This window comes from Stenotrophomonas sp. ATs4 (genome assembly GCF_051861585.1).
GTDB classification, from domain to species: Bacteria; Pseudomonadota; Gammaproteobacteria; order Xanthomonadales; family Xanthomonadaceae; genus Stenotrophomonas; species Stenotrophomonas maltophilia_AS.
Genome location: NZ_JBLYPK010000004.1, coordinates 289569 through 313284, shown reverse-complemented (window position 1 = coordinate 313284; position 23716 = coordinate 289569). Strand labels below are relative to the sequence as shown.

Annotated in this window: 21 protein-coding genes; 14 read left to right on the top strand and 7 right to left on the bottom strand. The window is 67.5% G+C overall.

Annotation, left to right across the window (positions count from 1 at the left end; all coding sequences use genetic code 11):
• Positions 1-135 precede the first annotated feature (135 nt).
• Positions 136-2406, top strand: a complete 2271-nt coding sequence (locus ABR323_RS09515) for a TonB-dependent receptor (protein WP_439449106.1) — start codon at positions 136-138, stop codon at positions 2404-2406.
• 102 nt (positions 2407-2508) lie between these two features.
• Here the strand turns inward: ABR323_RS09515 and ABR323_RS09510 are convergent, their stop codons facing one another.
• Positions 2509-3348, bottom strand: a complete 840-nt coding sequence (locus ABR323_RS09510; RefSeq protein WP_439449105.1) for an acid phosphatase — start codon at positions 3346-3348, stop codon at positions 2509-2511.
• A 263-nt stretch (positions 3349-3611) separates the two neighbouring features.
• Here ABR323_RS09510 and ABR323_RS09505 point away from each other — a divergent pair, with 263 nt between their 5' ends.
• Entirely contained in the window at positions 3612-4490 is an 879-nt protein-coding gene (locus tag ABR323_RS09505) for a hypothetical protein (protein WP_439449104.1), read from the top strand.
• An 11-nt stretch (positions 4491-4501) separates the two neighbouring features.
• The gene (locus tag ABR323_RS09500; RefSeq protein ID WP_439449103.1) at positions 4502-5704 is read left to right on the top strand and encodes a DUF4785 domain-containing protein; all 1203 of its coding nucleotides are present in this window, start codon (positions 4502-4504) and stop codon (positions 5702-5704) included.
• A gap of 141 nt (positions 5705-5845) precedes the next feature.
• Here the strand turns inward: ABR323_RS09500 and ABR323_RS09495 are convergent, their stop codons facing one another.
• Complete coding sequence (locus ABR323_RS09495; RefSeq protein WP_439449102.1) at positions 5846-6667, bottom strand: ABC transporter ATP-binding protein; 822 nt, start codon at positions 6665-6667, stop codon at positions 5846-5848.
• A gap of 151 nt (positions 6668-6818) precedes the next feature.
• Here ABR323_RS09495 and ABR323_RS09490 point away from each other — a divergent pair, with 151 nt between their 5' ends.
• The 4 genes from ABR323_RS09490 (at position 6819) to ABR323_RS09475 (ending at position 10985) form a co-directional block, all read left to right on the top strand.
• A complete protein-coding gene (locus ABR323_RS09490; RefSeq protein ID WP_439449101.1) occupies positions 6819-8021 on the top strand; it encodes a DesA family fatty acid desaturase in 1203 nt (400 codons plus the stop codon).
• Positions 8018-8350, top strand: a complete 333-nt coding sequence (locus ABR323_RS09485) for an EF-hand domain-containing protein (RefSeq protein ID WP_439449100.1) — start codon at positions 8018-8020, stop codon at positions 8348-8350. The genes ABR323_RS09490 and ABR323_RS09485 overlap by 4 nt, the downstream gene beginning before the upstream one ends.
• A gap of 112 nt (positions 8351-8462) precedes the next feature.
• The gene (gene mutM / locus ABR323_RS09480; protein ID WP_135271819.1) at positions 8463-9275 is read left to right on the top strand and encodes a bifunctional DNA-formamidopyrimidine glycosylase/DNA-(apurinic or apyrimidinic site) lyase; all 813 of its coding nucleotides are present in this window, start codon (positions 8463-8465) and stop codon (positions 9273-9275) included.
• A gap of 105 nt (positions 9276-9380) precedes the next feature.
• The gene (locus ABR323_RS09475) at positions 9381-10985 is read left to right on the top strand and encodes a glucan biosynthesis protein (protein ID WP_439449099.1); all 1605 of its coding nucleotides are present in this window, start codon (positions 9381-9383) and stop codon (positions 10983-10985) included.
• Positions 10986-11419: 434 nt separating this feature from the next.
• On the opposite strand, the gene ABR323_RS09470 is transcribed toward ABR323_RS09475, so the two are convergent.
• From ABR323_RS09470 to ABR323_RS09460, 3 genes are read right to left on the bottom strand one after another with little or no spacing between them, the layout of a single operon-like run.
• On the bottom strand, positions 11420-12040 hold the full coding sequence (locus tag ABR323_RS09470; protein ID WP_024958734.1) for a thymidine kinase: 621 nt from the start codon (positions 12038-12040) through the stop codon (positions 11420-11422).
• A gap of 9 nt (positions 12041-12049) precedes the next feature.
• Positions 12050-12781, bottom strand: coding sequence for a sel1 repeat family protein (locus tag ABR323_RS09465; protein WP_135271822.1), 732 nt, complete (start codon positions 12779-12781; stop codon positions 12050-12052).
• Positions 12778-13449: an SEL1-like repeat protein gene (locus ABR323_RS09460; protein ID WP_135271823.1), complete on the bottom strand. Its 672-nt coding sequence runs from the start codon at positions 13447-13449 to the stop codon at positions 12778-12780. Before ABR323_RS09460 ends, ABR323_RS09465 begins: the two co-directional genes overlap by 4 nt.
• Before the next feature lie 99 nt (positions 13450-13548).
• Between ABR323_RS09460 and ABR323_RS09455 the strand changes: the two genes are divergently transcribed.
• Together ABR323_RS09455 and ABR323_RS09450 are read left to right on the top strand one after the other, a co-directional pair.
• Positions 13549-15525 carry a UvrD-helicase domain-containing protein gene (locus ABR323_RS09455; RefSeq protein WP_135271824.1) on the top strand — a complete coding sequence of 659 codons (1977 nt, stop codon included), beginning with the start codon at positions 13549-13551 and terminating at the stop codon, positions 15523-15525.
• Between the two features lie 85 nt (positions 15526-15610).
• Positions 15611-16135 carry a GNAT family N-acetyltransferase gene (locus tag ABR323_RS09450; protein ID WP_439449098.1) on the top strand — a complete coding sequence of 175 codons (525 nt, stop codon included), beginning with the start codon at positions 15611-15613 and terminating at the stop codon, positions 16133-16135.
• Between the two features lie 38 nt (positions 16136-16173).
• Here the strand turns inward: ABR323_RS09450 and ABR323_RS09445 are convergent, their stop codons facing one another.
• Positions 16174-16824: a YceH family protein gene (locus ABR323_RS09445; RefSeq protein ID WP_439449097.1), complete on the bottom strand. Its 651-nt coding sequence runs from the start codon at positions 16822-16824 to the stop codon at positions 16174-16176.
• A gap of 101 nt (positions 16825-16925) precedes the next feature.
• Here ABR323_RS09445 and ABR323_RS09440 point away from each other — a divergent pair, with 101 nt between their 5' ends.
• From ABR323_RS09440 to ABR323_RS09420, 5 genes are all read left to right on the top strand, one after another.
• Entirely contained in the window at positions 16926-17849 is a 924-nt protein-coding gene (locus tag ABR323_RS09440) for a 5'-nucleotidase, lipoprotein e(P4) family (protein WP_439449096.1), read from the top strand.
• Positions 17846-18571 carry an orotidine-5'-phosphate decarboxylase gene (gene pyrF, locus ABR323_RS09435; protein WP_439449095.1) on the top strand — a complete coding sequence of 242 codons (726 nt, stop codon included), beginning with the start codon at positions 17846-17848 and terminating at the stop codon, positions 18569-18571. Before ABR323_RS09440 ends, pyrF begins: the two co-directional genes overlap by 4 nt.
• A 447-nt stretch (positions 18572-19018) precedes the next feature.
• A complete protein-coding gene (locus ABR323_RS09430) occupies positions 19019-19972 on the top strand; it encodes a hypothetical protein (protein ID WP_439449094.1) in 954 nt (317 codons plus the stop codon).
• On the top strand, positions 19972-22608 hold the full coding sequence (gene plsB, locus ABR323_RS09425) for a glycerol-3-phosphate 1-O-acyltransferase PlsB (protein WP_439449093.1): 2637 nt from the start codon (positions 19972-19974) through the stop codon (positions 22606-22608). Before ABR323_RS09430 ends, plsB begins: the two co-directional genes overlap by 1 nt.
• A complete protein-coding gene (locus ABR323_RS09420; protein ID WP_439449092.1) occupies positions 22605-22961 on the top strand; it encodes a hypothetical protein in 357 nt (118 codons plus the stop codon). Before plsB ends, ABR323_RS09420 begins: the two co-directional genes overlap by 4 nt.
• A gap of 472 nt (positions 22962-23433) precedes the next feature.
• Here the strand turns inward: ABR323_RS09420 and ABR323_RS09415 are convergent, their stop codons facing one another.
• Positions 23434-23637 (bottom strand): YdcH family protein, encoded by a 204-nt coding sequence (locus tag ABR323_RS09415; RefSeq protein WP_135271832.1) that lies wholly within the window; start codon positions 23635-23637, stop codon positions 23434-23436.
• Between the last annotated feature and the right edge of the window lie 79 nt (positions 23638-23716).

Sequence of the window (23716 nt, the reverse complement as noted above, 5' to 3'; positions counted from 1 at the left end):
AACACCGAGTCTAGCGAGCGCGCAGGGGCCGGGGCGAGGCGGCCATGAACGATCGGCATTTGCGGGGCAGGTGCTGTATTGCAACAATTATCTGGTAGCGCCGTTTTACCACCCCTCCAAACACAGCCTACCGCCATGTCCCCGACCCGCACTTCCCGTGGCCGCCTTCCGGTCGCGCGCCCCCTCGTTGTCGCTCTTTCCGCCCTGCTGCCGCTGGTAGCAGCCGCCCAGGAAACCCCCGCTGCCAAGGACCCGGTCGCCCTCGACGCCCTGCAGGTGACTGCGCAGCGCCGCGTCGAGAACGCCAAGGACGTGCCGGTCGCGATCAGCGCGATCCAGGGCGAAAAGCTCGACGTGCTGGGTTCGGCGGGCGATGACATCCGCTTCCTGGCCGCGCGCGTGCCCAGCCTCAACATCGAGTCGTCCTACGGCCGTGCCTTCCCGCGCTTCTACATCCGCGGTCTGGGCAACACCGACTTCGACCTCAATGCATCGCAGCCGGTGTCGCTGGTGTACGACGACGTGGTGCAGGAAAGCCCGCTGCTGAAGGGCTTCCCACTCTTCGACCTGGCCAACGTGGAAGTGCTGCGCGGTCCGCAGGGCACGCTGTTCGGCCGCAATACCCCGGCCGGCGTGGTCAAGTTCGACTCGGCGCGCCCGTCGCAGGATGCCGACGGCTACGTACGTGTGGGCTATGGCAGCTACAACAGCTGGAACGTGCAGGGCGCTTACGGCGGCCCGCTGACCGATCGTTGGTCGGCACGTGTCTCGGCCATCTACCAGCGCCGCGACGACTGGGTCGACAACACCCGCGCCGGTGCACCCAACAGCGGTTTCGAAGGCTATGACGAAGCCGCTGGCCGCGTGCAGTTCCTGTACGAAGGCGACGACTTCGAAGCGCTGTTCAACCTGCACAAGCGCAAGCTCAACGGCACCGCGCGCCTGTTCCGCGCCAACATCATCCAGAAGGGCGGCAATGGCCTGGTCGAAAACTTCGACCGCGACAAGGTGGCCAACGACGGCGTCAACTTCTCCGACCTGAAGACCTGGGGCGGCAGCGCGCGCCTGCAGTGGAACCTCGGCTCGGTGACCCTGCACTCGATCACCGGTTATGAAACCGCTGAATCGCTCAACCGCGGCGACATCGACGGTGGCTACGGCGAGGCATCGCTGGGCGCTGGCAACTATGGTCCGGGCTTCATCCCGTTCTCGTCGGAGTCGGCCGACGGCCTGCCGCACCATCGCCAGTGGACGCAGGAGTTCCGCGTCGAATCCAACGAATGGGGCCGCTTCGACTGGCAGGCCGGCGTCTTCTATTTCGACGAAGACGTGACCATCAACAACTTCAACTACGACTCGTTGAAGCCGGGCAACCCGCAGACCGGCCACGTGGTGCAGAACCAGCGCAACAAGGCGTGGGCGGTATTCGCCTCGGGTGACTTCGATGTCACCGACCGCTTCAAGCTGCGTGCCGGCGTGCGCTATACACAGGACAAGAAGGACTTCAGCGCCAGCGTGCTGCAGGCCGTGCGGTTCGGTACCCCGGTCAGTGGCCCGTACCTGGCCAACACCGACGTCAATGACGTCAGCTGGGACGTCAGTGGCGTCTACAAGCTGACCGACAACGTGAATGCCTACGCCCGCGTGGCCAAGGGCTTCCGTGCGCCGTCGATCCAGGGCCGCCTGGCCTTCGCGCCGGGCCTGTCGCAGGCGGATTCGGAGAAGGTGATCTCGTACGAAGCCGGCATCAAGGCCGACCTGTTCGAGCGCCGCGCGCGCCTGGGCCTGAGCGTGTTCCGCTACAACGTTGACGGCCAGCAGCTGATCGCCGTGGGCGGCACCAACAACACTGCCACCCTGCTCAATGCCGACAAGACCATCGGCCAGGGCGTGGAGCTGGACCTGGAAGCCTACCTGGCCGACAACGTCCTGCTGACCTTCGGCAGCAGCTACAACGACACCGAGATCAAGGACAAGGATCTGGCGGTGGCGATCTGCGGCGGTGGCTGCACCATCAACGACCCGACCACTGTCATCAACGGCGGCACCTATGCGCTGGTGAACGGCAACCCGCTGCCGCAGGCGCCGAAGTGGATCCACAACGCGACCCTGCGCGTCGGCTTCCCGCTCAGCGATGGCAGCGAGCTGTATGCGTACACCGACTGGGCCTATCGCAGTGCGGTGAACTTCTTCATCTACGAGTCGCCGGAGTTCCGCGGCCGTAGTTCGCTGGAAGGTGGCCTGCGCCTGGGCTACAACTGGGATTACGGCCAGTACGACGTGGCGGTGTTCGGCCGCAACCTGACCAACCAGACCCGCGTGGTCGGCGCGATCGACTTCAACAACCTGACCGGCTTCCTCAACGAGCCGCGCACCTGGGGCGTGGAGTTCACCGCGAAGTTCTGATGCGGTTGCTGCGGTAATGCAAAGAAGAAGGGCCGGCGCAATGCCGGCCCTTCTGCGTTCCGTGCCCGCCGGGCCATGCCCGGCGAGCGCAGCGGCGATGGCTTACAGGGCGCTCTGCGGGCGCACCTTCAGCACCGCGTTCTCGGTGGTGCAATCGCGGCTGGAGTGCAGGCCGGTCTTGCGCGCGGCAGCGATCTCCTTGCGAGCGGCCAGCAGGTCCTTGTTGAATGCAGCGTTGTCGTGCAGGCGGGCCACGGCGGCGGCACCCATGAAGCGGCCTTCGAGGATGTCGCTCTGCCAGTGCACGTTGCACACCAGGCGGCTCTCGCCGTAGTTGCGGCCGCGGGCCTGGATGGCATCGGCGCGATCCGGTGCGATCTCCGACAGGATCAGGGCCCAGGCCCAGCCGATCGAAGTGTGGCCGGACGGGTAGGAGCCGTTCTTGCGCAGGCCGTCTTCGTCCTTCGGCGAGCAGGTCGGTTCACCGTTGACCATGAACGGGCGCGGGCGCTGGTAGTTGTTCTTGGCGGCCTTGGTGGCGGCACTGGCGTCGATCCGGCTGCGCTCCAGCAGTCGGTACAGCGCCGGGGTCTTCACCGCATCGACGTCGATGTCGGCTGCACAGGAAAAGTGGTTGGCGCCTTCGGGGAAGCCGAGTTCCGCATCGACGCCGGCCTGGGCGAAGCGCGGGCTGCCACGCAGCGCGCGGGCTTCACGGCTGACCTGTTCGTCCAGCGCGAGGGCGGCCGAACCGGCCACCGGAGGTGCCGGCACCAGGTCGAGGCTGGCCGGTACCGCGCTCTTGTCCAGATAGCCCACCGCCTTGGTGGTGATGTTGGCTTCGACGGCGGTCGGCTTGGCGGCGATGGCGGCACAACCGGCCAGGGCCGCGACGACGGCAAGGCCGAGCAGCGGGCGGGCAGGGTGGGAAATCAGCGACATGGACAGGCTCCGGAAGAGAAAACAACGCGCCATGATCGCAGCCCGAATACGACACCGCAGTGGCCATCGGTCATACGGCCAGACCCGGCATGGTCATTGTCGCGATATGAAAAGCGTCATCGTTTGACGTCAGTCTCCTGAATATGGGCGCAGCGCACGGACTTTCACGCCACTGCCCCGCGAGCATCGGCACAACGGCAAGTGCGAGGCGCCGTCCAGTTCCAGCCGGGTCGGGGGGATCCGCTGACAGAGGGAGAGAAGCGATGCGCAGCACCGCAACAGGAAGTACCGTCCTGGCCCTGCTCCTCGGGCTGGCAACCGCGCCGACACAGGCCGCCGACGTGGTTGGCGTGGCCTTCGTGCATGGCACCGGCGCGCAGACCAACGCCACCCAGGACTATTGGCAGCCGGCGATCATCGACACCGTGCGCCAAGGGTTGCCGAACAGCAGCAACTACGTCGTCATCAACTGCGATTTCACCCAGTACATGTGGAAGCCGGAAGCCGCCGGCTGCCTGGCCAACCAGCTCACCGGCTTCATCGACAGCCGTGGCATCACCCAGCTGGTGGTGATCACCCACTCCAACGGCGGCAACGTGGTGCGCTGGATCCTGTCCAACCCGACCTACGACAGCCGCTACCCGAAGATCATCCGCACGGTGCGCAAGGTCAACGCGCTGGCACCGTCCTCGGCCGGTACACCGTTGGCCGACGCGGTGCTCAACGGCAACACCTTCGAAACCTCGCTGGGCTGGCTGCTGGGCTACAAGAACGACGCGGTGCGCCAGCAGCAGGTGGCGAGCATGGCCACCTACAACGCGCAGAACCTGTACGGCACCGCCGGTCGCCCGGCCTTGCCCAAACCGTTCCGCGCGGTGGTCGGCAGTGACGTGGAATCGGCGGTGTGGGACAGCAACAGCTACTGCGGTGGCTATGCCGCCAACGTGGGCCTGGAGTTCACCCAGAACTGGCTGTCGTCCTGCTCCGACGGCTTCCTGGAGTGCAGCAGCCAGAAGGCGGCCGGCACCACCTGGTTCACCGACAAGGCGCGTACCCAGGGCGCAGAACCGCTCAGCCACAACCAGAGCCGCCGTGAGTGCTTCGGCCTCGGCACGATCCTGCGCAACGACCTGACCCAGTGAGGGAGATGACCATGACGATCCATTCCACCCTGCTGGCCAGCGCCGTGCTGGCGGTGCTGTCCCTGTCCACTGCGCAGGCCGCGCAGCCGTTGCAGGCTGCCCGCGCGGGGGATCAGGTGCCCACCGCGCTCGTTGCCGCGCCGCTGCCATCCGATGAAAGCGAACACGCGCCGCTGGCCTTTGCCTGGGCGCTGGACCCGGCACAACCGCTGCAGGCGGCCACGCCGTATGCCGCAGTCAGCCGCAGCTACTGGCAGCAGGTCGAAGGCACGCAGCTGCAACGCGGCCTGGACCTGCCACTGACGGCACCTGATGCGGTGATCCAGCTGAGCCCGGCCGAGGGCGCGCGTGCACTGCCGGCCAGGGCCCTGCAGGTGCGCGACCCGGCCGGTCGCAGCAGCGTCGCGCGCAGTGTCGATGCCCGCGCGCTGCAGGACGCCGGCATGCCGGTGAGTGATGGCAGCAGCATGCTGCGTACCGGCGCTACCAGTGCAGTTGGTGCATACACGCTGCAGAGCGCGCAGGCACAGGGCCGCTATGTGGTGCAGGTACTGGAGCCCAACAGCCCGTTGCGGCTGGAGGTGCAGGCCAACCAGGCGCAGGTGCTGGCCGGCGGCAACGTGCAGCTGCAGGCGCGCCTGCTGGAAGACGGCGCCACCACCGCGCAGCTGGCATCGCGTCGTGGTGGCCTGGGCGGCGAAGCCCTGCTGGTCGCACCGGATGGCCGCAGCTGGCCGCAGCGCCTGCTGCGCACCACCGATGGCAGCCTGCGCGCGCAGGTACGGATCCCGGCCGATGTCGGCACTGTGCAGGGCCTATGGGAACTGCAGGTGTTCGCACAGGCCGATGATGTGCTGCGCGATGGCAAGGTCGCCTTCGCGGTGGCACGGCCGACCGCCCGTTTCAGTGGCCAGGCGGCACCGGACCCGGCCAGCCGCCAAGTGGCGCTGCCGCTGCAGGTAGCAGCGGTGGGCCGCTACGAGGCGCGTGGCACGCTGTACGCCACCGGTCGCGACGGCCAGCTGAAGCCGGTCGCACAGGCGCATGCGGCGGCGTGGTTCGATGGTCCCGGCGCAGGCCAGCTGGTGCTGCCGTTCGACCAGGCTGCATTGCCGGCGGGCTTCGGCGCACCGTACGAGCTGCGTGACCTGCAGCTGCAGGACCAGAGCCGGATGGCACCGATCGAATCACGCGCGCTGGCGTTGCGGTTCTGAGGTTGCGTGCAGCGGGCCGGGTTCCGGCCCGCTGCAATGCTCCTTGTAGAGCCGAGCCATGCTCGGCTGCTTCTGCTCGCGGCGAACGGCAGTCGAGCATGGCTCGACTCCACAGACGGCTACGGAAAGCGATGCGTCTGTCTATCCCGCGTATGCGGTCAGCCGGCCTTCCTGCTCCACCACCGTGATCGCGCCGCCGAACACGGCCGACAGCGGTTCGTTGCGCAGCAGCTCGGCGCGGGTGCCATCGGCCAGTACGCGGCCGTCGCGCAGCAGCACCACGCGCTCGATCTCGGGAATGATCTCTTCGATGTGGTGGGTCACCAGCACCAGGGTGATGCCCTGCTGGGCCAGTACTCGCATGGTCGCCACCAGCTGCTCGCGGGCGACCAGGTCAAGGCCGGTGGAGGGCTCGTCCAGCAGCAGTGCCTGTGGCCGATTGACCAGCGCGCGCGCGATCAGCACGCGGCGGGTCTCGCCGGCCGACAGCTCGGCATAGGCGCGTTCGCGCAGTGACAGGGCGCCGGTCATCGCCAGCGTCTCGCCGACGCGCGCGCGCATGTCGGTGGTCACTTCGCGGAAGGCCGGCACCACGTAGCTGGCAAAGAAGCCGGACAGCACCGCCTGCTCCACGGTCAGCCCCGGCATGTCGGCCAGGTTGCTGCTGAGGTCGCCGGTGACGATGCCCAGCTGCGAGCGCAGCCGATCCACCTGCCAGCGGTTCTGGCCCAGCACCCTTACCGCCACCGAGCCGTCGCCCTGCGCCAGCGGATACAGCTCGCGGGTGATCAGCTTGATGAAGGTCGATTTGCCGCAGCCGTTGGGGCCGAGCACGGCGGTGTGCTGGCCCTGCGCGATGCGCAGGCTGAGCCCGTGCAGCACCTTTACCTGGCCGCGCACCACGGTGGCGCGGTCCAGTTCGATCAAGGGGGGCAGCTCCGCGACGGGCGGGGCGGTGGTCATGGCGCTGGCACGTGGATCAAGGCTCGACAACTCAGGTCCCCAACTGTGAACGGTGCCACGGATGGCGATGCGAGGCACCGCCGCAGGGATGCAGTTTGCAACGCAAGCGCCCATGATGTCTGCCATCCCCGCGTCGATCCGGAGAGCCGTCATGCCAGATACCCTGATGTCCCTGTTGACCGGTGGTGTGCTCGGCCTGGGCTGGTGGGCCATGCTGGTCGTACTGCTGGTCTTCACCCAGATCACCATCTTCTCGGTGACCCTGTACCTGCACCGCAGCCAGGCCCATCGCGGGGTCGATTTCCACCCGGCGCTGGCCCACGTGTTCCGCTTCTGGCTGTGGCTGACCACCTCGATGATCACCCGCGAATGGGTGGCGATCCACCGCAAGCATCACGCCAAGGTGGAGACCGAGGACGACCCGCACAGCCCGGTCACCCGCGGCATCGGCAAGGTGTTCTGGCATGGCGTGGAGCTGTACCGCGAAGCGCGTGGCATGCGCGCGGACATCGAGCAGTACGGGCGTGGTACGCCCGATGATGCGATCGAGCGCCGCCTGTATACCCCGCATGCCACGTTCGGCCCGGTGCTGCTGTTCGCGATCAATACCGTGTTGTTTGGCCTGCCCGGCGTGGCCCTGTGGGCGATCCAGATGGCCTGGATTCCCTTCTGGGCGGCTGGCGTGGTCAACGGCCTGGGCCACTGGTGGGGCTACCGCAACTACGAGTCGGCCGATACCTCCACCAACCTCACCCCATGGGCGTTCTGGATCGGTGGCGAAGAGCTGCACAACAACCACCATGCCTTCCCCAGCTCGGCGCGCTTTGCGATGCGGCGCTGGGAGTTTGACGTCGGCTGGAGCGCGATCCGCCTGCTGCAGGCGCTGCGCCTGGCCAAGGTGCTGCGGGTGGCGCCGGCCATGGACGTGCGGCCGAACATCGTCGTGCCCGATGCCGAAACCCTGAGGGCGTTGCTCTCGCACCGCTTCCAGGCCATGACCGACTACCAGCGCAACGTATTCATGCCGGCCCTGCGCGAGGAAGCCGCGCACGCCGGGGCCAAGCTGCGCCGCCTGCTGCCGCGTCGGCTGCGCCGTGGCCTGGTCAACGACGGTCGCTGGTTGAAGCCCGATAGCCGCGCCCAGCTGAGCGCATGGGTGGAACAACGGCCGCGCATCCGCACCCTGGTCGAGTACCGCGCGCGGCTGGCGGCGCTGCTCGAGGCCCGCGGCCACGATGCCGCCGAACGCCTGCACCAGCTGCAGGCCTGGTGCCGCGAAGCCGAGGAAAGCGGTATCGCCGCGCTGCAGGCGTATGCCGCGCGCCTGAAGGGCTACAGCCTGGTGGGCGCGTGAGGGCAGGGCGTTGCGTCCTGCTGGCGCTGCTTCTGCCCGCTGCTGCATTGGCCCAGGTCACCGACACGGCCAGCTACCTGCAGCGCATGGACAGCGATGGCGACGGCCGGGTCAGTGAATCCGAGTACGTGCAGTGGATGCTGTATGCCTTCGACCGCATGGACCGCAATGGCGATGGTGTGCTGAGCGCCGACGAGCTGCCCGGCGGCAAGGGCAGGGCGATCAGCCGCGAGCAGCAGCGGCAGGTGATCGTGCAGCGCTTCCACAAGCAGGATGCCAACGGTGATGGGGTCCTGGATGCCCGCGAACTGGCGGCGCCACCGCGTTGAATCGGCCGGTTCGCGATCACCGGTAGCGCCGGGCCATGCCCGGCGAGCGCAGGGCGCGGACGGGAGACCGGCCGGTGACGGCTCACATGTGGCGCGGGCGTAGAATCGGCCCATGCCTGAACTGCCCGAAGTCGAAACCACCCGCCGTGGCCTGGCGCCGCATCTGCAGGGCCGCCGCGTGCATGGCGTGATCCTGCGCCGCGCCGACCTGCGCTGGCCGATTCCACCGGAAGTGGCCGAGCTGCTGCCGGGGCAGCGCATCGAGGACATCCGCCGCCGCGCCAAGTACCTGCTGCTGGATACCGCCATCGGCAGCGCGGTGCTGCACCTGGGCATGTCCGGCAGCCTGCGCGTGCTGCCCGGTGATACCCCCGTGCGTGCCCACGACCACGTCGACATCAGCCTGGACAACGGCCGCCTGCTGCGCTTCAACGACCCGCGCCGTTTCGGCAGCCTGCTCTGGCAGCCGGCCGGCGAGATCCACCCGCTGCTGCAGGGGTTGGGCCCGGAGCCGCTGGACGATGCCTTTGACGGTGATTACCTGTTCGCCCGCAGCCGTGGCCGCAGCGCGCCGGTGAAGACCTTCCTGATGGACCAGGCAGTGGTGGTGGGGGTGGGCAACATCTACGCCGCCGAGAGCCTGTTCAAGGCCGGCATCAGCCCCTTGCGGGAGGCGGGCAAGATCTCGCGCGGGCGCTACCAGCGGTTGGCCGACGCGGTGAAGGAGATCCTCGGCTACGCCATCACCCGCGGCGGCACCACCCTGCGCGATTTCATCAGCCCCGACGGCGCCCCCGGCTACTTCGAGCAGGAACTGCTGGTCTATGGCCGTGACGGGCTGCCCTGCCCGAACTGTGGCCGTGCGCTGAAGCACGCCACCATCGGCCAGCGTGCCAGCGTCTGGTGCAGCCACTGCCAGCGCTGAGGCAGGCAGCCAGCGGCAGCTGAACGGGCAGGGCGCGTCTCCGCTGCCCGTTAACGTTTGTCTGCCTATGATGGCCGACCTTCCCTCTGTGCCTGACGCGCCTGCATGCAACGACGCGACTTCATCCGCAATGCCTCCCTCGCCCTGGCTGCATTCGGCCTGCCGTCCCTGCCCGCGTGCGCGGCCAGCAAGAGCGGCCAGATGGGCCTGCGCCGCCTCGGCCAGCCGCAGCCGTTCGACTTCGCCACCCTGAAGGGCCAGGCGCGCGCGCTGGCACAGGCGCCCTACAAGAGCCACAAGCGGGTGCTGCCGGGCCGCCTGGAAGGCCTGGACTGGGACCAGTACCAGTCGATCGGCTACCGCCAGGACCACGCGCTGTGGGCTGACCAGCCGGGCAGGTTCCAGGCCAAGTTCTTCCATCTGGGCCTGTATTTCCACTCGCCGGTACGCATGTTCGACGTGGTTGACGGCAAGGCGCAGGAACTGGCCTATGACGGCGCGGCGTTCAACTACGGCAAGAGCGGCATCAAGGACGGCGAGCTGCCGGCCGACCTCGGCTTCGCCGGTTTCCGCCTGAACACCCGCAAGGACACCGACCGCGACTTCGCCGCCTTCCTCGGCGCCAGCTATTTCCGCGCGGTGGGCAAGGAAGGCCAGTACGGCCAGTCCGCGCGTGGCCTGGCGATCGACACCGGCATGGGCAAGCCGGAGGAATTCCCGGACTTCATCGCCTATTACCTGGAACAGCCGTCGGCCGATTCGGAAACGATCGTGGTCTACGGCCTGCTGGATTCGCCCAGCGTGGCCGGCGCCTACCGCTTCGCGATCACCAATGGCGACGTGCTGCTGATGGATATCGACAGTGCGCTGTACCCGCGCAAGGCGATCGAGCGGCTGGGCATCGCACCGTGCACCAGCATGTACCAGGTGGGCGAGAACGACCGCCGCATGGCATGGGACTGGCGCCCGGAGATCCACGATACCGATGGCCTGTCGCTGTGGACCGGTGCCGGCGAGTGGATCTGGCGACCGCTGCTGAACCCGCGCAACCTGCGCTTCAACATGTTCGTGGACCGCAACCCGCGCGGCTTCGGCCTGCTGCAGCGCGACCGCAACTTCGACCATTACCAGGATGACGGCGTGTTCTACGAGAAGCGCCCCTGTCTGTGGGTGGAGCCGAAGGGCGAATGGGGCGAAGGTTCGGTGCAGCTGGTGGAGATTCCCACCGTGGACGAGACCTTCGACAACATCGTGGCGTTCTGGAACCCGAAGGAAAAGCCGCAGCCGGGTCAGGAACTGCTGGTCGGCTATCGCTTGTACTGGGGTGCCGAGCCGCCGGCCCGCCCGCCGCTGGCGCACTGCGTTGCCAGCCGCACCGGCCTGGGTGGCGTGGTGGGCAAGAAGCGTGAGTACTTCAGCTGGCGCTTTGCGGTGGACTTCGAAGGCGGCGAACTGGCCAGGCTGATCGACAAGGGCGAGGTCGAGGCGGTGGTGGAAGCCAGCCGTGGCCGGGTCGAGATCGTGTCGGCGCGCCCGCTGCGCGAGATCAACGGTTACCGCGCGATGTTCGACCTGGTGCCGCCGGAAGGCAGCACCGAGCAGATCGACATCCGCCTGTTCCTGCGCAGTGGTGGCAAGACCCTCACCGAGACCTGGCTGTACCAGTACACCCCGCCACCGGCCGGCGCGCCGGAGCGCACGCTGTACTAAGAGGGGTGCGGGTTTGCAGGGCTTGCAGCCCTGCACCTGCGGTAGTGCCGGCCGCTGGCCGGCAAACTCAACAGCAGATGCTGGTTTCCTGTGGGACGGCGGGGTGGATCCGGTTGCGGGGGACGGCGTAAATACGTCCATGTAGCCTCGGTCGCGCCATCCATGGCGCTCACGCCGGAATTTCATTCGATATCTGACAGATTTCATCCACGCATGGCGTGGATCTACTGGCTGCCGGGGATCTGTCGAAGGTGGGGCGGTGTCGGAGTGCGGGGTGTCAGCCGCATGGATGCGGCTGCCAAGCTTACAGGGACGTACTTGCAGCGTCCCTGCAGTCCGACACCGCCCCGCCAATTTACGGAATGCACGTTGTTGCTGTTGCTTTGGCTTGAAGCTTCGGCAGGTGCAGGGCTGCAAGCCCTGCCGAACACCCCTTACAGCGGCAGGGGCGCCTGCGCCGGATCGATCCGCCCTTCACCGCGGGTGATCTTCTTGAACTCGGCACGGCTGACCGACACGTAGCGGTCGTTGCCACCGATCTCCACCTGCGGGCCGTCCTGTACGGCATGCCCGTGCTCGTCCACGCGCACGGTCATCGTCGCCTTCTTGCCGCTGTGGCAGATGGTCTTGATCTCCTGCATCTCGTCGGCCCAGGCCAGCAGGTACTGGCTGCCTTCGAACAGCTCGCCGCGGAAGTCGGTACGCAGGCCGTAGCAGAGCACCGGAATGCGCAGCTGATCCACGACTTCGCTGAGCTGCCAGACCTGGGCGCGGGTGAGGAACTGCGCCTCGTCCACCAGCACGCAACCCATCGGACCGTTCGTCGCCAGGTCCTGCTCCACCCAGCGCTGCAGGTCGGTATCGCGGTCGAAGGCCATGCCGTCCGCACGCAGGCCGATGCGCGAGGCAACCACGCCGGCACCGGCACGATCATCCAGGCGCGGGGTCAGGATCGCCACCCGCATGCCGCGCTCGCGGTAGTTGTGCGCGCTCTGCAGCAGGGTAGTGGTCTTGCCGGCGTTCATCGCCGAATAGTAGAAATAGAGCTTGGCCATCGGCCAATTCTAGTCGCCACCCGGCGCGTCGTCGCGGATCTGTCGCAGGGTGCCGATCTCGACGCTGGGTGTCGGTGGGGCGTTCTGCCAGATCTGGTCCTGCAGGCACCAGTAGGCGGCCGGTTCCCAGAAGGCATCACGGTAGTAGTCATCACCGGTGATCAACCGGTTGGCCTCCGGGCCCTCGCCCAGCTCCATGCGCAGACCCGGATTGACGAAACCAGTACGGCTGCCGGTCATGCTGTTGCGGGCGACCCGCAGAACGGTCTCCATGCGGGGCTTGGCCACGCTGTCGCCATACTGTGCGTACAACGCCGGGCCTTCGGCCAGCACCCGCTGGCGCTGCGCAGAATCCAACCGCTGCCAGTACCGCTCGCGCTCCACCAGCAGGTCGCGGTAGCCGCGTTCGGAGGCCAGGTCCATCCAGATGTAGGCCAGTACCGGGTCGGTCCCGGTGCCGACACCCTCCTGGTACATGCGCGCGACCATCGATTGCGAGAACTTGTCGGCGTACAGGCTCGCGCGCTGGAAGCGCACCAAGGCCTGCGCCGGCTTGCCGCGCCGCCACGACAGTTGGCCCAGGTCGCGCCAGTACAGGTCCGGGTGGGCCTGCAGGAACCCTTCGGTCAGCAGGGCCGACGGGATCGATGCTGTGGGGTTGGGAGCGCAGGGGCTGGCCGTGGCGCAGAAGGGCGCCAGCAGCAGCACGACGGCGCCGACCGCACGTGGGATGCGGGTCATCGTCCGGACCGGGCCAGCTCCTCGTCCTGCCACTGCCGGTAGGCTACGGGATCCCAATAGCGCGCCAGTTGATGCTTCTCCGGCTGCAGCACACGCGCCCCGGCATCGCCGCGGCCCTGGCTGCGCATGGCACCACTCCAGCCAGCGCGGCTGCCGGTCTGCTGCATGCTGCCGGCCCGCAGTTCGCGCTCCAGCCGCGGGCTGGCTGCCGGGTCGCCGAACTCGGTGTACAGCGTGCGGCCCTCGCGCACGGCCCGTTCGCGCTCCTCGGGTGACAATGCCTCCCAGAAGCGCTCGCGCTGTACCACCAGCCATTCGGTGCCACGCTCGGCCGCCAGGTCCATCCAGGCATAGCCCAGGGCGCGGTCGGCCGGACCGCCCTGCCCATTCCAGAACATGTCAGCCAGCGCGGCCTGCGAGAGCTTGTCGCCATAGCGCGCGGCATTGCGGAACTGGGTACGGGCTTCTTCGTCGCGGCCGCGTTCACGGGCGTCCATGCCGAGCCCACGGAAGCGCAGGTCCGGGTGGTAGGTCAGGAATTCGTGCGACTGCAACACGATCGCTTCATAGGCGTCGGTGCGCGGGGCCTGCGCCGAACCGATGGAAGGCACCGCCAGCACGCCCAGCAGGGCGGCCATGAACGGCCGGACGATGAGACTCGATGACATGGACCACGCTCCTGTGTTCCGAAGCTGATTCAATACCTTACGGCGCGCTGCGGCGCAAGTCAGGTCCGCCCGTCGTCGCCCCGCTACAATCCCCATCCAATGCACGGTCTCAATCCCCCCCAAGCCGCCGCCGTCCTGCACATCGAAGGCCCGTTGCTGGTGCTCGCCGGCGCTGGCAGTGGCAAGACGCGCGTGATCGTGGAAAAAATCGCCCACCTGATCAGCTGCGGCCGCTATCCGGCCCGGCGCATCGCGGCGATCACCTTCACCAACAAGTCGGCCAAGGAAATGCGCGAGCGTGTGGCCAAGCGCCTGCGCGAGCAGGACGCCGACGAGGTGACGATCTGCACCTTCCATGCGCTGGGCCTGAAGTTCCTGCAGATCGAGCACGCGGCCGTGGGCCTGAAGCGTGGATTCTCGATCTTCGATGCCGACGATGCTGCCGCGCAGATCAAGGACCTGATGTACGGGGCCAAGCCCGACGACATCGAGGACATGAAGAACCTGGTGTCGCGCGCGAAGAACGCCGGCCTGTCGCCCGAGCAGGCGATGGCCGCTGCGCGCAGCAACCGCGAGAAGGAAGCGGCCAGCGTCTACGAGCGCTACCAGCTGCGCCTGACCGCGTTCAACGCGGTCGACTTCGATGACCTGATCCGTCTGCCGGTGCAGATCCTGGAAGAAAATGCGGAGATCGCGCTGGCCTGGCGCGAGCGCATCGGCTACCTGCTGGTGGACGAATGCCAGGACACCAACGACGCGCAGTACCGCCTGCTCAAGCAGCTGGCCGGCGACAAGGGCAACTTCACCTGCGTGGGCGACGACGACCAGTCGATCTACGCCTGGCGTGGCGCCAATCCGGAAAACCTGCAACAGATGGGTCGCGATTACCCGGCGCTGGAAATCATCAAGCTGGAGCAGAACTACCGCTGCTCCAACCGCGTGCTGCGCGCAGCCAACGCGCTGATCGCCAACAACCCGCATGAGCACCTGAAGAAGCTGTGGAGCGACCAGGCCGACGGCGAGCGCATCCGCGTATGGGAATGCCGCAACAGTGAACACGAGGCGGAAAAAGTCGCTGCCGAGATCGCCTTCGTGGCGCAGTCGCGCAAGGTGCCGTGGAGCGATTTCTGCATCCTGTTCCGCGGCAACTTCCAGTCGCGACCGCTGGAAAAGGCGATGCAGCTGCTGCGCATTCCCTACCACCTGACCGGCGGCACCATGTTCCTGGAACGCCAGGAAGTGAAGGACACGCTGGCCTGGCTGCGGTTGCTGGTGAACCCGGACGACGACACCGCGTTCATGCGTGCGGTGCAGTCGCCAAAGCGCGATGTCGGTGCTGGCACGCTGGCCAAGCTGGCCGAGCTGGCTTCGGAGAAGGACATGCCGATGGCACAGGCGGCCGAAGCCATCGGTGCGCTGCAGCAGCTGCCGCCGCGCGCGGCCAACAGCCTGGCGCGCTTCACTGACATCCTGCGTGACCTGCGCGCGCAGACGCGGCAGATCACCTCTGGCGACATGATCCGCAAGGTGGCCAAGGAATCGGGGTTGCTGAGCGAACTGCGCCAGCAGGCCAAGGAAGAAGCCAGCTACCAGCGACGCGCCAACAACATCGAAGAACTGGCGCAGTGGTTCGAAGGTGGCCCGCGTGGTGCCACCGCCGCCGATCTGGCCGGGCAGCTGGCGCTGCTGTCGCGCAGCGACAAGGACGAGGGCGGCAACCAGGTGCGGATGATGACCATGCACGCCTGCAAGGGTCTGGAGTTCCCGTACGTGTTCATCGTTGGCTGCGAGGACGGCGTGCTGCCGCACCAGATCAGCCTGGATGAGGGCAACCTGCAGGAAGAACGGCGCCTGCTGTACGTGGGCATCACCCGCGCCAAGATCCAGCTGTGGATGAGTTACAGCAAACTGACGCGCAAGTTCGGTGAGCACGTGCGGCTGAAGCCGAGCCGGTTCTTCGAGGAGATTCCGGCCGAGGAGATCCAGCGCGATGGTGCAGATCCAGTGGCAGATGCAGCGCGCAAGAAAGAGCGGGCGAGCGCGGGGTTGGCGGCGATCGAGGCCCTGTTCGATTGACCGGGGTCGGATTCCTTCCCAAAGGGAAGGGCTCTGACCCCAGCACACGGCCCTACAATCAGACGCTGTCTCCAGAGGCCTGCCCATGCATCCGATTGAAAGTGAACGCCTGCGTCTGCGGGCCATTGAACCGAACCGCGATGCGGTGCCGATGCTGGCGCTGTTGAATGATCCGGGATTCGTGCGTTTCATCGGTGACCGCAATGTGCGCAGCGAGGAGCAGGCGCGGGAATACATCGCGCTGCGGGTGCTGCACAGCTATGCGTTGAATGGTTTCGGCATGTATGCCATCGAGCGCTTGTCCGATGGGGCGTGGCTGGGCAACGCCGGGTTGGTGCGCCGCGATGGCCTGCCGGCCCCGGATATCGGCTATGCGGTGCTGACCGAACACGCAGGGCAGGGCTATGCCGGTGAGGCGGCACGCGCGGTGTTCAATCACGCGCGCACAGTGCTGGGCCAGCAGGATCTGTATGGCATCACCGATCTGGACAACGTGGTATCCGGCAAGATCCTGCTGGGCCTGGGCATGCAGGAACGCGGGGTGATCCAGTTGCCGGGCATTGACACGCCGAGCCGCCTGTACGCCACGCTGGGCGCGGCCGAGGTTTGATTGTGGTGGGTGCCGACCAACGGTCGGCACCCACCCCCTCAACCGCGCAGTTCGGCCAGCTGTGCCTGCAGTTCGGCCACCGCCGCTTCCAGCTGGGCCACGCGCTCGGCCAGGCCCGGGTCGGCCGCATCGCTGCCACCGCCGCTGCTGGCGAACTTCGCCGCCAGGGCCGCACCGTCCACTTCACCGCACAGCAGGTGCATGTAGCGGTCTTCGCGCTGGCCGCTGGCGCGCGGCAATACCACCAGCAGTGCGCGCTGCTGCAGGCGTTCGATGGCGTGGCGGGCTTCATCGGTGTCGGCGAAGCGGTGCAGGCGCTCGGCACGGGTGACCAGTTCGCCCAGGGTCTGCGGCCCGCGCAGCAGTAGCAGGGCCAGCAGCACGGTCTGCTGCCGGGTCAGGTCCAGCGCGCTCTGCAGGCGGTGCTCGTAGCGGTCGGCACGCGAGGAGAAGTGCTGGCGCGCCAGCCCCAGCGTCTCCAGCTGGCGCAGCGCGTGCTGCACGCTGCCGGCATCGACGTTCATCATCGGCTCGCGGGCGGTCTTCTGGTTGGCCGCCGACTGCGCGGCATTGACCGTCAGCGGGTAGGTGTCCGGGGTGGTCGCTTCCTTCTCCACCAGGCAGCCCAGCAGGCGGGCCTGCACGGCGTCGAGCAGGGGAACGTCGGGGGTCTGGGCGGAATCGGTCATGGCGGCCTTCGCAGGGACAACGGGTCAACCACCAAGCATAGCCGTCCGGGGGCCGCCTTTGCCGGTAAAATGGGCCGGTATATCTGATTGCCGGTGAATCCATGCGTCGTCCCGTTTCCCTGTCCCTGACCCTGCTCGCCACCGCGGTGCTGGGCCTGTCCGCCTGCAAGCGCGTGGATGCGCCTGCCGCCGAAGCCGCTGCGCCGGAGGCTCCGGCCGCCGCTGCCAAGGCTGAAGGCACGCCCGATGCAACCGCCAACGACAACCTCAACGCAGTGCTGTGGATGCAACGTGCGCAGGAGTACAGGGCGATCACCGAGCAGACCTACCGTGCCGCCGCCGATCATCTCGACGTTGCGCTGAAGGAAGCCCATTGGGACGCGCTGGTACCGGAAGAGCGCGGCAACGACGCCAAGGGCCTGAAGCCGGCCGTGGTGCTGGACGTGGATGAGACCGTGCTGGACAACTCGCCCTACCAGGCGCGCCTGGTCCGCGACGGCAAGGAATACGACGAACTGACCTGGGACCAGTGGGTGGCCGAAAAGAAGGCCAAGGCGATCCCGGGCGTGGTTGATTTCGCCAAGGCCGCCAACGCCAAGGGCGTGACCCTGCTGTACATCTCCAACCGCGCCGTGCACCTGAAGGACGCGACCCTGGCCAACCTGCGCGAGCAGGGCCTGCCGGTGGCCGATGACAGCGTGTTCCTGGGCCTGGGCACCGTGGTTGAAGGCTGCGAGCAGGCCGGCAGCGAGAAGAACTGCCGCCGCCGCCTGGCCGGGCAGAAGTACCGCGTACTGATGCAGTTCGGCGACCAGCTGGGCGATTTCGTCGAAGTGACCGCCAACACCAACGACGGCCGCGACGCGCTGCTGCAGCAGTATCACGACTGGTTCGGCGAGCGCTGGTGGATGCTGCCGAACCCGACCTACGGCGGCTTCGAGCCGGCGCAGTTCAACAACGATTACAGCCAGTCGCGCCAGGCCCGCCATGACGCCAAGCGCGCCGCCCTGGACTACGCACCGTGAGCCGCGCACCGCTGCTGCTGCGCGATGACGAGCGCCTGATCTTCGCGCTGGACGTGCCTGACCGCGTGCAGGCACTGGAGTGGGTCGATCGCCTCGGCGACGGCGTGGCGTTCTACAAGATCGGCATGGAACTGCTCGCCTCCGGCGAGTACTTCCAGGTGCTGGACGAGCTGGCCCGCCGCGACAAGCGCGTGTTCGTCGACCTGAAGTTCTTCGACATCCCGGCCACCGCTGCGGCGGTGATCAAGCGGCTGTCGCAGTGGCCGGTCAGCTACGCCACCATCCATGGCTGGCACCCGGCGATGATGGAGGCCTGCGCCGCTGCCAACAGCAGCGACATGCGCCTGCTGGCGGTGACCGTGCTGACGTCGATGGGCCGTTCGGACCTGGCGCAGATGGGCATCGACCGCGAGCCGGTGGACGTGGTGGTCGAGCGCGCGCTGGCCGCGAAGGCCGCCGGCATCGATGGCGTGATCGCCTCGGGCCAGGAAGCCGGCCCGATCCGTGCCGCTACCGGCGCCGGTTTCTCGATCGTCTGCCCGGGCATCCGCCCCGGTGGCCCGGTCGGCGATGACCAGAAGCGTACCGTGGGCGTGGCCCAGGCCTTCGCCGATGGCGCCGATGCCATCGTGGTCGGCCGCCCGATCCGCCTGGCCACCGATCCGCAGGCCGCGGCGCGGGCCATCCAGCAGGAAATCGCGTCGGCGCTGGTTGCGCGCTGAGATTCAGCCGCGAAGGCTGCAACTTCGAACGCCATCCCGACCCGCGCGGGATGGCGTTTTTGCATCGGCCCGTGGAGCCGTTGTGCCCGAATCGCCGTAAAACCTGCCGTAGATTTCATGGGGCCGCTGCGCGGCGACATGTAATCAAACAAAATCAATGATTTATATGACATTACGTGAAGTGTTGCCTTAACTTGGGCGGCAGCGTAGGATCGCCGCCATCCGGTCTTCGGACCGGACATGTGCCACAACTGTCCACCGGCCTCGCGCCGGCTTGAAGAGTCTGTGATCCTCGTGATCCGGGCTCTTTTTTTTTCGCGCGGAGCCAGAGCCCCCTGCCGCTGGCAGCGGGATCAGACCCCTCTGCTGACGGAACCGTGACCTCACGGCTTGCCGCTGTCACGTCGCAGGCCGCAAGATGCGGACCGGTCCGGGGAGTCCGAGTGCATGAGCGTGGCGGTGCGAGGAAGGTCTGCGCGGGGATGGGGGCTGGCAGCCATGCTGCTGCTGGCCGTGGCGGCGTGCCGCGAATCGGCCGACGATCCGGCCAAGCCGGCCGCCGAACCGGTGGCAGCGGTGCAGGCAATGGCCCTGCGCCTGGCTGAAGACGATCTGGTCGGCTACGCAAAGCTGTCGGTACCGCCGAGCCAGTACCAGCGCCTGCAGCAGGCCTGGACCGAGGGGCACAGCCAGTGGCCGCTGACCGAACTGCCGCTGGGTGACCAGTTGCTGCCGATGCTGGCCGCACTGCGCAAGCCCAATGCCAGCGCCGAACTGCAACGCAGCTTCGACCGCCAGCTGGCCGGGCAGGCCAGCGCCGTACGCCAGGCGGCGCAGTCGATGGGCAACTTCGGTGTGCAGTATCTGCGTCACCAGAAGGGCTTCACGCCGGGCCAGCAGGCCCATTACGTCTCCCTGGTCCAGACCCTCGCCGAGTGGGCGCAGGGAGCACCGATCAGCGACCGCGCCCGCGCCCGCAGCACCATCGCCGCGCTGGTTGGTGCCGCCGCCAAGGTCGGCTTCGACGACGAGGCCGGCCTGCAGGCCGCGGGCATGGAGGGCAGCCTGCAGCAGCTGGCACCGTTCATCCACACCCTCAAGGCGGTGCTGGGCAGCTACGGGCTGGGCGTGGACGACGCACTGCGCAGCGTGCGCGGCGAACTGCTGTCGGTTGAGGGCGACAATGCGCTGGTGCGCCTGCGTTACGACCTCGCCGGCCGCGAGATGAGCCTGCAGTTGCCGCTGAGCCGGCGCGAAGGCCACTGGTACCTGACCCGCACCCTGGCCGATACCGATGCCCTGCTGCGCAAGGCCGACGCGGCCCGTGCAGCGGCGGCCCCGGCGCCGGTTGAAGCCCCTGCCGAGGGTGGGGAAGCGGCAACGCCGCCGCCTAAGCCATAATGGCGCCGATGTCGAAACAGAACCCGCTGCCGTTCCCCGGCGAAGAATCCCAGTCGACGCCCGCCGATACGGTGCCGGCGTCCCCCTCGACCGGTACCGGCCCGAACCCGGTGCCGCCGCCCGCGCACGCGCGTCCGGCCGGCCGCCGCCCGCTGTGGGCACGGTTGCTGGGCCGCCTGGTCGAGCCGTGGCTGTCGCTCAAGATCGAGCCGGAAGACCCGGGCCAGCACAACGATGGCCGCCCGGTCATGTACGTGCTGGAAGACTACGGCCTGTCCAACGCGCTGATCCTGGACAAGGCCTGCCGCCAGGCTGGCCTGCCGTCGCCGCTGGTGCCGCTGGCCGGTGACCCCACCGGCCGCAAGCGTGCCTACCTGGCGCTGTCGCGGCGCAGCTCCAGCAACTCGCTGATCCCCGAGCAGCGCGGCGCCAAGACCCATTCCGATTCGCTGGCCAAGGTCCTGCAGGCGCATCGCGTACGCGACGACCTGGACGTGCATCTGGTGCCGGTGTCGATCTTCGTCGGCCGCGCGCCGGACAAGCAGAGCGGCTGGTTCGCCGTGCTGTTCTCGGAAAACTGGGCGCTGGTCGGCCGCTTCCGCCGCCTGCTGGCGGTACTGCTGAACGGCCGCAGCACCATCGTCCGCTTCGCCCCGCCGATCTCGCTGCGCAGCACCGTGGACGAAGGCCTGGAGCCGGAGCGCACGGTACGCAAGCTGCAGCGCGTGCTGCGTACCCACTTCCGCCGCATCCGTGAATCGGTGATCGGCCCCGACCTGTCGACCCGGCGCCTGCTGGTGGACCAGGTGCTGGCGGCCGAGCCGGTGCGCGAAGCGATCGCCGCACAGGCCAAGCGGGACAACTCGAAGCCGGCCGACGCCTGGAAGAAGGCGCACGCCTACGCCTGGGAAATCGCCGCGGACTATTCCAGCCCGGTGGTGCGCTCGGCCAGCTTCATGCTCAGCCATGTGTGGAACCGCATCTACGCTGGCGTGCTGGTGCACCACCTGGACAAGTTCAAGGCCGCTGCGCCGGGCCACGAAGTGGTCTACGTGCCCAGCCACCGCAGCCACATGGACTACCTGCTGCTGTCCTACCTGCTGTACGACCGTGGCATCGTGCCGCCGCACATCGTGGCCGGCATCAACCTGAACCTGCCGGTGGTCGGCACGCTGCTGCGCAAGGGCGGCGCGTTCTTCATCCGCCGTTCGATCCGTGGCAACGCACTGTATTCGGCGGTGCTCAGTGAGTACGTCGCGCAGCTGGTGGCCGGAGGCTACTCGCTGGAGTACTTCGTTGAGGGTGGCCGCTCGCGTACCGGGCGCCTGCTGCAGCCCAAGGGCGGCATGATCTCGATGACGCTGCGCGCGTTCCTGCGCCAGCCGCGCAAGCCGGTGCTGTTCCAGCCCATCTACATCGGTTACGAGAAGCTGATGGAAGGCGGCAGCTACCTGGATGAACTGTCCGGGCGGCCGAAGGAAAAGGAATCGATCTGGTCGCTGCTGTGGGGCATCCCCAAGGTGCTCAAGCAGAACTACGGCCAGGTAGTGGTGAACTTCGGCGAGCCGATCGCGTTGAACGACGTGCTGGCCGAGAAGGCCCCGGAGTGGGGCGGCGAAGCGGTGTCCGAGGACGAGAAGCCGTCGTGGTTGTCGACCACCGTCGACACCCTGGCCGAGCGCATCCAGGTGCGCATCAACGGTGCCGCCGACGTCAACCCGATCAACCTGCTGGCGCTGGCGCTGCTGTCCACGCCCAAGCACGCGATGGGCGAGGCCGACCTGATCGCGCAGATCGAGCTGTGCAAGACCCTGCTGGTGGAAATGCCGTATTCGGGCCGGGTGACGGTGACTCCGCATTCGCCGGAGCGGATCATCGCCCACGCCGAGGAAATCAACGTCCTCACCCGCATCAAGCATCCGCTGGGCGACGTGCTGAGCGTCAGTGGCGATACCGCGGTGCTGCTCAGCTACTTCCGCAACAACGTGGTGCACCTGTTCACTGCATCGTCGTGGGTGGCCTGCTGCTTCCAGAACAACCGCCGCATGAGCCGTACCGGCTTGGTGCAGCTGGGTCGCACGGTGTACCCGTTCCTGCAGGCCGAACTGTTCCTGCCCTGGACCGAGGACGAGTTCGCGCAGCGCATCGACCAGACCATCGACGTGTTCGTCCGCGAAGGGCTGCTGCAGAACGTCAACGAAGACGACGGCGGCATCCTCGCCCGCAACACCGGGCAGACCGACGAGGTGTTCCGCCTGCGTGCGATCGGCCACTCGCTGCAGCAGGCCTTCGAGCGCTATTACATCGCCATCTCGGTGCTGGTGAAGAACGGCCCGGGCGTGCTGGGCGCCGCCGAACTGGAAAGCCTGTGCCAGCAGGCCGCGCAGCGGCTCAGCCTGCTCTACGCACCTGCCGCGCCGGAGTTCTTCGACAAGTCGCTGTTCCGTGGCTTCATCCAGAAGCTGCGTGAGCTGCGCCTGGTCTGGCCGGACGAGAACAGCAAGCTGCTGTTCGACGAACGCCTGGATGCCTGGGCCAAGGATGCCAAGTTCATCCTCGGCCGCGAACTGCGCCACACCATCGAACGGGTCAGCCCGGAAGCGGCACGCCCGGACGAGCCGGCGCCGCAGGATTGATCCTGCGCACGGCCCCTGCCTGGCGGGTGCTGATCGCCATTGCGGCGCTGGCGATCGGTACGGTGCAGGCCGCCGAGGCGTGCGTGGATGACAACCTGCCCGGGCGGCTGGCCGATGCGCCGGTACGCCTCTGTGTCGAGGTGACAGACGGACAGCCGGCGCAGTACACCCTGTGGCTGGCCGGTGAAGTGCGCGTCAGCGGTGAGGAACCGGCTGCCCGCCAGGGTCTTGCCGGTGACTGGTACGGCCATCCGCTGCTGCTGCGCTGTACGCGTGACGGGGCGTTGCACCGCTGCGCGTTGCGCGTGGACGGTGACGCTGCCTGGCGTGCGGATCTGCCGCTGCCGGGCTGACCCTTGGCGGTCATCCACGCATGGCGTGGATCTACTGGGCATCACGTGGGTGTGGATTTACGGGGCATCCACGCATGGCGTGGATCTACTGGGCATCACGTGGGGTGTGGATTTACGGGGCATCCACGCATGGCGTGGATCTACCGGGCATCACGTCGGGTGTGGATTTACGGGGCATCCACGCGTGGCGTGGATCTACCGGGCATCACGTGGGGTGTGGATTTACGGGGCATCCACGCATGGCGTGGATCTACTGGGCATCACGTGGGGTGTGGATTTACGGGGCATCCACGCATGGCGTGGATCTACCGGGCATCACGTCGGGTGTGGGTTTACGGGGCATCCACGCATGGCGTGGATCTACCGGGCATCACGTGGGGTGTGGATTTACGGGGCATCCACGCGTGGCGTGGGTCTACCGGGAAGGGGCGCGCCGGCAGTAGATCCACGCCATGCGTGGATGGGCCACCGGTTACGCCGGTTCGTCTGGAATCTGCAGGCTTTCCAGCTTGGTGATGCAGTCCTTCAGCTGCAGCTTGCGCCGCTTCAGCCGCTTGGACTCCAGCTCGTCCTCACCGTTGGCGGCCATGCGGGTGATCTGTTCATCCAACAGGCGGTGCTCGGCGCGCAGGGCGGCGAGGTGTTCGACGATCTCGGCGGGGCTGTAGGTGTCCACAGCCTCCGAGCATACACAGCGATGATGACTGCCGGGAGAGGGAAATCCCGACACGGGGCCCGGGCTGCCGCAAGCCGTT